Below are 8,654 nucleotides of genomic sequence, written 5' to 3'. Positions count from 1 at the left end.
GAAAGAGCAAGCTCCTTCCTTCAGCGTTCTACTTGCATGTATTAGGCACGCCGCCAGCGTTCATCCTGAGCCAGGATCAAACTCTCATTAAAATAATTGTTTGTCTTAAACTCATTCTGTCACTGACAGATTTATTGTTTTTTCATTGTTCAGTACTATAACCTTAGTTATAGCGCCCTGCACATTGGTTCGTCTTGTTCAGTTTTCAAAGGTCTTTGTCGCTCTCGCGCGACAACTATATTAGTATATCACGACCATGAAAACTTGTCAATATCTTTTTTCTATTTTTTTAAATTTTTTATTTTTTTTTGATCCTAAAAAAAGGAAATACTGTTAAATCAGCATTTCCCAAGCTCTTTTATGATTTCTTCGAGATAAACTTCTTCTTGGTTTCTGCGATCCATCAATCCTCTTTTTGAGATTTTTAACAGATCTAATGAATACTGTCTAATTTTTACTAATTCATTTTCAGTTAACTGTTTTTTCGAATATTGTCTTCTTAATTCTTTTGGATTATCTTTATTAAAATTAAAAATGATATTTTGAGCTAAATACTCGTCTAATTCTTTGATATTATGATGCAATCCGACATGAAATGCAATTGGAGCAAATGTTTTAATTAATGGTTGCGTACAAACACTTCTATATTCGATGGTTCCTCTTGTGGTTAAATCTTGAAAATGGTAGCTTCTATGATTCTTTAGATCCTCTTCTTGTGGTTTTATTTCTTGTCTAGTTCCATCTAAACGATAGGCTACTATTTTGTCTTTCGCTAGGTAATCCTCTACTCTAATAGGTTCGAAATATAGGATTTCATCCTCACGATAAACATAAAATAAGGATGTCTTCGCTAAATATTCTAGAAAGTCCTGTTCATTTATAAACACTTTAGGATTTACACCAACATTTTCCTGATAATAGCCATGCATGGAATCTTCCCAGAAAATATCTCTTGAGATCTTCGTATCCCAGTCCTCTCCATCAAAAACGGAATTAGCAAACAGATATGCTTTTGCTGGCTCCACCTTATTCATTGCATTAATTATTTCCAAATAATTCGTTCTTGAAACATCCAATTGTACTTGATTGCCACAAATAAAGGTTCCATAGTCTGGATAATGATGGAATCGATGGTTAGGATATTGTCCAGACAGTTGCAAGAATTGAATCAGCATTTTATAACGATCAATTTTTACAGGTTGATTTTCATTTATTCTCCAATAAGGATGAATGCCTTTTCCTTCTATTTGATGCTGTCTCTCTCTTAAGAATGGCTGAATGATCCCTAAATAGTGTTGAAACCGGCTTTCGACTTCTTGGATGGTTTTAGTCTTTTCAAAAGCAAATTCAATGGTATTGTAAGATAACTCAAATACAATTTGATCTTTGTTTATTTTATGTTGTAACTGGACTGGATTCCCATCTTCATCTTGTTTAATCGCAATAAACTCTTCAACTTCTTGCAGATGCTTAAAAAGAGCCTTTGTAACCAGTACATCCGTTTTATTACCCATTGTATTTACGATTGGAAATTCGAGTTCAACCCCAATGTACTGCTCTGGATTATCTTTTAGCGAGGCAAGATAACGCTTTGCCAATAATTGCTGGGCGAGTGCTTGTGATTTTTCTTTTACTGTCATAACTCTTCTATTATATCAAAAAAACGCCTGCTTACGAAATTGTTTTAAATTAAAGCAATTTCGTAAACAAGCGTCTACCATTTACCTCAATATGATGAGTGTTACCGCTAGGATAAATCCTAGCGGCAGACCAGAGCTAGACTAAGAAGAACCGTTCAGTCCTTCCAACATCATAACACTCAACAAAATTGATGATTTTATACTAATTCGATAATTGCCATTGGCGCAGCATCCCCACGGCGTGGTTCAGTTTTAAGGATACGAGTATATCCACCATTGCGCTCAGCATAACGTGGTGCAAGTTCAGAGAACAATTTTTGAAGTGCAGTTGTTTCTGAATATTTACCAGTTTCTTCATCAAAGTTTTGTGATGCAACTTCGTTACGTACGTAAGCAGCTGCTTGACGACGTGCATGCAAGTCACCACGTTTACCTAAAGTAATCATTTTTTCAACTGATTTACGGATTTCTTTTGCACGTGCTTCAGTTGTTACGATTGCTTCATTGATGATAAGATCTGTAGTCAAATCACGAAGCATTGCTTTACGTTGTGAGCTAGTGCGTCCTAGTTTACGGTAAGCCATGTATTCCTCCTCTATTTATCGTTTTTTAGCCCAAGGCCTAAATCGGCAAGCTTAACTTTAACTTCTTCGAGACTCTTACGTCCAAGATTACGAACCTTCATCATTTCTGGTTCAGATTTTTCTGTCAAATCATATACAGTATTGATACCGGCACGTTTCAAACAGTTATATGAACGAACAGAAAGATCCAATTCTTCGATGGTACGTTCTAGTACTCGATCATCTGATGCTGTATCTACTTCCTTCATAACATCTGTCGCAATCGCGATTTCTGTTAAGTTCGTAAAGAGGTTAAGGTGTTCTGTCAAAATACGAGCAGATAAACCTAAAGCATCTTCTGGAATAATTGTTCCATTTGTTAAGATTTCAAGGGTTAGTTTGTCAAAACCATCGTTGCTACCAACGCGAGCTGGTTCAACTTGGTAATTAACTTTTGTCACTGGCGTATAGATTGAATCTACAGCAAGTGTACCTACTGGTGCATCATCTTTTTTATTCTGATCAGCTGGAACATATCCACGACCGCTGTTTACAGTCAAAGTCGCTTTGAAGCTTGATCCTTCACCGATTGTGAAAAGATAATGATCAGGGTTTACAATTTCAATATCACTATCTGTAAGAATATCTCCAGCAGTCACTTCTGCAGGACCTTCTACATCAAGTTCAATAATCTTTTCGTCTTGGACGTAAGATTTTACAGCGATCCCTTTAACGTTAAGAATGATTTGCATAACGTCTTCACGGACACCTGGAACTGTATCAAATTCGTGCAATACACCTTCAATGTTAATTGAAGTAACAGCAGCACCTGGAAGTGAAGCTAATAATACGCGACGAAGAGAGTTCCCTAGTGTTGTACCATAACCACGTTCAAGTGGTTCTACTACAAATACACCGTAATCTTTATTTTCATCAATTTTTGTTATATTTGGTTTTTCAAACTCAATCATTTGCTATACTCCCTCTGAAACGAAAAGCTGTGTAATTGTTGATGATTATACACGGCGACGTTTTGGAGGACGAGCACCATTGTGTGGCACAGGAGTCACATCGCGGATTGCAGTAACTTCAAGACCAGCAGCAGCAAGAGCACGAATAGCAGACTCACGACCAGAACCAGGACCTTTAACAGTAACTTCTACTGATTTAAGACCATGTTCTTGAGCTGATTTTGCAGCAGCTTCTGAAGCCATTTGTGCAGCAAATGGTGTAGATTTACGAGAACCTTTGAAACCAAGAGCACCTGCAGATGACCATGCAATTGCGTTACCATGCACATCAGTAATCATAACAATTGTGTTATTAAATGTTGCGTGAATATGAGCAATACCTGATTCGATATTCTTTTTCACACGACGTTTACGTGTTGGTTTAGCCAAGATTTTTACCTCCTTATTTTATTTTCTTATTTTTTCTTACCAGCAATCGCAACAGCTTTACCTTTACGAGTGCGAGCATTGTTTTTAGTGTTTTGTCCACGAACAGGAAGTCCACGACGGTGACGGATACCACGGTATGAACCGATTTCCATCAAACGTTTAATGTTCAAGTTCACTTCACGACGAAGGTCACCTTCTACTTTAATTGCGTCAACTTCACGACGGATAGCATCTTCTTGATCTGGTGTAAGGTCGCGAACACGAATATCTTCAGAAACGCCTGCAGCAGCAAGAATTTTCTTAGATGTTGGAAGTCCGATACCGTATACATAAGTCAATGAAATTACTACACGTTTGTCATTTGGAATGTCAACTCCAGCAATACGAGCCATGTTTTCTCCTTTCTATCTTATCCTTGACGTTGTTTGTGTTTTGGATTTGCTGGGCAAATTACCATAACACGACCATTACGACGAATTACTTTACAGTATTCGCAAATTGGTTTGACCGATGGTCTTACTTTCATTTTTATCCCTCCAAGTTTTTCGATTATTTAAAGCGGTATGTGATACGTCCACGTGTCAAATCGTACGGACTCATCTCCACTGTAACACGATCTCCCGCTAAAATACGAATATAGTTTTTACGAATTTTACCAGAAACTGTTGCTAAAATCTGATGTCCATTTTCAAGTTCAACCGTAAACATAGCATTCGGCATCGTATCGACTACTTTGCCTTCTACTTCAATCACATCGTCTTTTGCCACGCAAAAGTACCTCCATAAATTTCGATTCATTCCTCTGAGCACAGAGGTAACAATTATAAGTCAGACTAATTCATTGTATCACTTGTTGTCAATTATTGCAAGTGACTAAAACGTTTTTATTTCAAATTCTCCAAGACTTTTTGGATATCTTTAAAGACGTCGTTAATGTCTTGATTTCCTTCGATATCATGGACTAACCCTTTTGCACGATAATGAGCAAGAATTGGCTCACCTTGAGCAATGTTCACATCCAAGCGACGTTTAACCGTTTCTGGTTTATCGTCCTCACGTTGGTAATAGTCTTCTTCCTTGTAATCAGCTGGTGGATTGAATACCTTATGGTAGGTTTCACCTGTTTCACGGTGAATAATACGTCCACTCAAGCGTTCAAGAAGGCAAGATGGATCTACTTCGATGTTGATCACTCCTTCAAGTTCAAGACCAAGGTCGACCAAGATTTGATCCAAAGCATGTGCTTGTTCAATCGTACGAGGGAAACCATCTAAGAGGAATCCTTTTTCCTTAATATCGTCTTGAGCCAAACGTTCTTTTACAATCCCGTTTGTCACATCATCCGGCACTAATTCACCTTTATCGATGAATGATTTTGCCAACACACCCATTTCGGTTTGATTGGCCATTGCAGCACGGAACATATCCCCAGTTGAGATATGTGCAACTTGAAATTGTTCGACAATCTTAGCCGCTTGTGTCCCCTTACCTGCTCCAGGCAATCCCATGATTAATAGATTCATAATCATTTGCTCCTTATTTTGTTTTTAAATAAGTCTGTTACGATCTAACAAACTTATTCAAAAACAAAATAGAAGGTTGACAATGTCAACCTAATTCTATTCTGTTGTATCCATGAAACCAATGTATTTGCGTTTCAATAAGTAACCTTCTAATTGTTTCATTCCTTCAATACCAGTTGAGATGATGATCAAGAGGCTAGTTCCTCCGAGAGCAACTGTATCTGTTAAACCAAAGACATCCCGGGCAAGAATTGGAATAATGGTGATGAATCCAAGGAAGAGAGAACCAACCGTAGCCAACCGTCTAAGAAGACGTGACATGTAGTCTTCTGTTCCCTTACCAGGACGTACACCTGGAATGTAGGCACCACTCTTTTGTAGATTTTCCGCAGTTTTTTCTGGGTTAATCTGTACAAATGTGTAGAAGAAAGTAAACAAAATGATTAGCAAAGCATACATTGCTACACCTGTTGGTGTATTGGTTGCTAACATAGATTGTGCTGTTCGAACCCATCCAGCATTGTAACCCATGGCACTAATGACCTGGAAAATTGCTGCCGGCGCAGCTGTGATCGAACTAGCAAAGATGACAGGAATAACTCCAGCTGGATTAACCTTCAATGGAAGATAAGAGCTAGAAGGTGCTCCTTGTGCAATCTTTGTGTATTGAATTGGAATTTTATACTGTGCTTGTTCCACAAAGGTTGTGAAGTAGACAATCACTAATACCGCTAAGATTAATATCCCTACGAAAATTAGTGAATTGTTCAATTGTCCAGGACGGACGTTGACAAATGAATCTTCGTAAACACCTTTGATCATTTCTGGAATGGAAGAAACAATCCCCGCAAAGATAATCATAGAAACACCGTTTCCGTATCCTTTGTCGGAAATCTGTTCTCCCAACCAGGTCACAATCATCGAACCTGTCGTTAAAATTGCACCAATCAAGATGTAGGTTTCAACGTTCGGTGTCGATACTAATTTAGCTTGTGACAAAGTATGGAAAGTAGCTGTAATTCCAATGGATTGGACGAAAGCTAGAACCAAGGCAATATAGCGTGTTGCCTGATTTAACTTTCTCCGCCCAACTTCTCCTTGTTTCCCCCACTCAACAAACTTCGGAAGTAAATCCATTTGAAGAAGCTGAACTACGATGGAAGCAGTGATGTAAGGACTCACCCCAAGGGCGAAGACAGAGAAGTTTCTCATAGCATTCCCTGACACCAAGCTCATCATATTCAAGAAGGAAACATCTTGTAAGTTGTTAAGGATTTTCGCATTCACACCAGGAACCGTAATCGTGGTCCCGATTCGAAATACAAGTATGATAAAAATAGTAAATAAAATTTTTGATCGTACTTGTTTTACCTTAAATGCATCTTTTAATAATTTAAAGAACATAGGTCACCCCTCTTAGATGACTTCTACTGAACCACCTTTAGCAGTGATAGCTTCTTCAGCTGATTTAGAGAATTTAGCTGCCTTAACAGACAATTTCTTAGTCAATTCTCCGTTACCAAGAATTTTAATTCCTGATTTTTCAGCTTTTACAATACCTGCTTCAACAAGTACAACTGGTGTTACTTCAGCACCATCTTCGAAGACGTTCAACTGATCAAGGTTTACAATCGCATATTCTTTAGCGTTGATGTTTGTAAATCCACGTTTTGGAAGACGACGGAACAATGGAGTTTGTCCACCTTCAAAACCAAGACGTACTCCGCCACCGCTACGAGCTTTTTGACCTTTTTGACCACGGCCAGAAGTTTTACCATTACCAGATGAAGTACCACGACCAACACGGTTGCGGACTTTACGTGAACCTGCAGCAGGTTGTAATTCATGAAGTTTCATTATTATTTTCTCCTCTTTTGTAAATTGCTAACGCATGTAATCAGGAAAAGGTGTCCCGACTACAAACTCGCCTATACTTATATTTAGTTTTAGGGGATGAGAAAATTCTCATACCCCTGAAAACCTTGTTCTATTTCAAAATAGATTATTTTACTTCTTCAACTGTTACCAAGTGAGATACTGCAGTAATCATACCACGTACTGCTGGGTTATCTTCTTTAATAACAGAGCTGTTCAATTTGCCAAGTCCAAGTGCTACAACAGTTTTACGTTGTGACGGGATGCGTCCGATTGGAGACTTAGTCAAAGTAATTTTAATTTGAGCCATTTGAATCTCCTTTCTTAAGCCAAGTCAGAAACTGAAATACCACGAAGGGCAGCAACTTCTTCAGCGCGTTTCAATTGAGCTAAACCTTCCACTGTTGCACGAACAATGTTGATTGGAGTGTTTGATCCAAGTGATTTAGATGTTACATCTGCAATACCTGCCAATTCAACAACGGCACGAACTGCACCACCTGCAGCAACCCCAGCCCCTTCGATAGCTGGTTTCAACAATACACGAGCTCCACCAAATACTGATGTTACTTCGTGAGGAATTGTTGTTCCAACCATAGGAACTTCAATCAAGTTTTTCTTAGCATCTTCTACTGCTTTACGGATTGCTTCTGGTACTTCTTGAGCTTTACCTGTACCAAAACCAACACGTCCGTTACGGTCACCAACAACTACAAGAGCTGCAAAGCGAAGACGACGTCCACCTTTAACAACTTTTGTAACACGGTTGATGGCAACTACGCGTTCTTCAAGTTCAACTGCATTGTCTTTAAATGCCATTTTCTAGTGTCCTCCTATTAGAATTTCAATCCGTTTTCACGAGCTGCATCAGCCAAAGCTTTAACACGTCCGTGATATAGATATCCACCGCGGTCGAACACCACTTCAGAAATACCTTTAGCAACTGCACGTTCAGCAACAAGTTTGCCGACAACAACGGCTTGTTCAGTTTTAGTTCCTTTTGAAACTTCTTTGTCAAGAGTTGAAGCGCTTGCGAGCGTTACACCCGCTACGTCATCAATTACTTGAGCGTAGATGCCTGTATTAGAACGGAATACGTTCAAACGTGGGCGATCAGCAGTTCCAGAGAGTTTTCCGCGAACGCGACGGTGGCGTTTTTGACGGATTTTATTTTTATCTGGTTTCGAAATCACAATTTTCACCTCTTAATTTTAAAATCATGTGCTAAGCACTGAGTTGGTAAGATGAAGATTGGTTGAAAAACAACCAAACTACATTATTTACCTGTTTTACCTTCTTTACGGCGAACGAATTCACCAACATAACGGATCCCTTTACCTTTGTAAGGTTCTGGTGAACGAAGGCTACGTACGTAAGCAGCTGTTTGACCAACTACTTCTTTTGAAATTCCGCTAACAACGATTGTTGTTGGGTTTGGAAGTTCAAAAGTAATTCCTTCTGGAGCTTCAACTTCGTCTGGATGTGATTTACCAACAGCCAAAACAAGTTTTGATCCTTGAAGTTGTGCACGGTAACCAACCCCGCGCATTTCAAGTTCTTTCTTGAATCCTTCTGAAACACCAATTACCATGTTGTTCAAAAGGGCACGAGTAGTTCCGTGGATAGTTTTCATTTCTTTTGAATCGTTTGGAC

At 38.8% G+C, this 8,654-nt stretch carries 14 protein-coding genes and 1 rRNA gene; all 15 read right to left on the bottom strand.

Annotated features, from left to right (window positions below):
• Positions 1-92: ribosomal RNA gene (locus AC3E8G_RS10150) — 16S ribosomal RNA — on the bottom strand; the annotation flags it as partial.
• A gap of 246 nt (positions 93-338) precedes the next feature.
• Complete coding sequence (locus AC3E8G_RS10145; protein ID WP_414286610.1) at positions 339-1,640, bottom strand: glutamate-cysteine ligase family protein; 1,302 nt, start codon at positions 1,638-1,640, stop codon at positions 339-341.
• Between the two features lie 197 nt (positions 1,641-1,837).
• Positions 1,838-2,224 (bottom strand): 50S ribosomal protein L17, encoded by a 387-nt coding sequence (gene rplQ / locus AC3E8G_RS10140; RefSeq protein ID WP_006595176.1) that lies wholly within the window; start codon positions 2,222-2,224, stop codon positions 1,838-1,840.
• A gap of 11 nt (positions 2,225-2,235) precedes the next feature.
• Positions 2,236-3,174: a DNA-directed RNA polymerase subunit alpha gene (locus AC3E8G_RS10135; protein ID WP_006595177.1), complete on the bottom strand. Its 939-nt coding sequence runs from the start codon at positions 3,172-3,174 to the stop codon at positions 2,236-2,238.
• 45 nt (positions 3,175-3,219) lie between these two features.
• Positions 3,220-3,603, bottom strand: coding sequence for a 30S ribosomal protein S11 (rpsK, locus tag AC3E8G_RS10130; RefSeq protein ID WP_001118385.1), 384 nt, complete (start codon positions 3,601-3,603; stop codon positions 3,220-3,222).
• 26 nt (positions 3,604-3,629) lie between these two features.
• Positions 3,630-3,995 carry a 30S ribosomal protein S13 gene (gene rpsM, locus AC3E8G_RS10125; protein ID WP_003009631.1) on the bottom strand — a complete coding sequence of 122 codons (366 nt, stop codon included), beginning with the start codon at positions 3,993-3,995 and terminating at the stop codon, positions 3,630-3,632.
• A 17-nt stretch (positions 3,996-4,012) separates the two neighbouring features.
• Positions 4,013-4,129, bottom strand: a complete 117-nt coding sequence (rpmJ, locus tag AC3E8G_RS10120; protein ID WP_001808836.1) for a 50S ribosomal protein L36 — start codon at positions 4,127-4,129, stop codon at positions 4,013-4,015.
• 23 nt (positions 4,130-4,152) lie between these two features.
• Entirely contained in the window at positions 4,153-4,371 is a 219-nt protein-coding gene (gene infA / locus AC3E8G_RS10115) for a translation initiation factor IF-1 (protein ID WP_001029883.1), read from the bottom strand.
• Between the two features lie 116 nt (positions 4,372-4,487).
• Complete coding sequence (locus AC3E8G_RS10110) at positions 4,488-5,126, bottom strand: adenylate kinase (protein ID WP_006597039.1); 639 nt, start codon at positions 5,124-5,126, stop codon at positions 4,488-4,490.
• Between the two features lie 96 nt (positions 5,127-5,222).
• Positions 5,223-6,530, bottom strand: coding sequence for a preprotein translocase subunit SecY (gene secY, locus AC3E8G_RS10105; RefSeq protein WP_154859310.1), 1,308 nt, complete (start codon positions 6,528-6,530; stop codon positions 5,223-5,225).
• 12 nt (positions 6,531-6,542) lie between these two features.
• Entirely contained in the window at positions 6,543-6,983 is a 441-nt protein-coding gene (gene rplO / locus AC3E8G_RS10100) for a 50S ribosomal protein L15 (RefSeq protein ID WP_006595181.1), read from the bottom strand.
• A gap of 145 nt (positions 6,984-7,128) precedes the next feature.
• A complete protein-coding gene (gene rpmD, locus AC3E8G_RS10095) occupies positions 7,129-7,311 on the bottom strand; it encodes a 50S ribosomal protein L30 (protein ID WP_002894509.1) in 183 nt (60 codons plus the stop codon).
• A gap of 14 nt (positions 7,312-7,325) precedes the next feature.
• A complete protein-coding gene (gene rpsE, locus AC3E8G_RS10090; RefSeq protein WP_006595182.1) occupies positions 7,326-7,820 on the bottom strand; it encodes a 30S ribosomal protein S5 in 495 nt (164 codons plus the stop codon).
• Between the two features lie 17 nt (positions 7,821-7,837).
• The gene (gene rplR, locus AC3E8G_RS10085) at positions 7,838-8,194 is read right to left on the bottom strand and encodes a 50S ribosomal protein L18 (protein ID WP_003010871.1); all 357 of its coding nucleotides are present in this window, start codon (positions 8,192-8,194) and stop codon (positions 7,838-7,840) included.
• Positions 8,195-8,277: 83 nt separating this feature from the next.
• Positions 8,278-8,654: 50S ribosomal protein L6 (gene rplF, locus AC3E8G_RS10080; RefSeq protein ID WP_490677644.1), on the bottom strand; the 377-nt coding region annotated here is incomplete at its 5' end.

Source organism: Streptococcus sp. SCPM-O-B-15294 (M123) (assembly GCF_058200455.1).
The sequence above is the reverse complement of the archived record's forward strand: the minus strand, read 5'-3'. Positions and strand labels throughout refer to the sequence as shown.

Coding starts and splice junctions, on each gene's coding strand:
- AC3E8G_RS10145 (WP_414286610.1), bottom strand. CDS start 1,640: ATGACAGTAAAAGAAAAATCACAAGCACTCGCCCAGCAATTATTGGCA.
- rplQ (WP_006595176.1), bottom strand. CDS start 2,224: ATGGCTTACCGTAAACTAGGACGCACTAGCTCACAACGTAAAGCAATG.
- AC3E8G_RS10135 (WP_006595177.1), bottom strand. CDS start 3,174: ATGATTGAGTTTGAAAAACCAAATATAACAAAAATTGATGAAAATAAA.
- rpsM (WP_003009631.1), bottom strand. CDS start 3,995: ATGGCTCGTATTGCTGGAGTTGACATTCCAAATGACAAACGTGTAGTA.
- rpmJ (WP_001808836.1), bottom strand. CDS start 4,129: ATGAAAGTAAGACCATCGGTCAAACCAATTTGCGAATACTGTAAAGTA.
- AC3E8G_RS10110 (WP_006597039.1), bottom strand. CDS start 5,126: ATGAATCTATTAATCATGGGATTGCCTGGAGCAGGTAAGGGGACACAA.
- secY (WP_154859310.1), bottom strand. CDS start 6,530: ATGTTCTTTAAATTATTAAAAGATGCATTTAAGGTAAAACAAGTACGA.
- rplO (WP_006595181.1), bottom strand. CDS start 6,983: ATGAAACTTCATGAATTACAACCTGCTGCAGGTTCACGTAAAGTCCGC.
- rpmD (WP_002894509.1), bottom strand. CDS start 7,311: ATGGCTCAAATTAAAATTACTTTGACTAAGTCTCCAATCGGACGCATC.
- rpsE (WP_006595182.1), bottom strand. CDS start 7,820: ATGGCATTTAAAGACAATGCAGTTGAACTTGAAGAACGCGTAGTTGCC.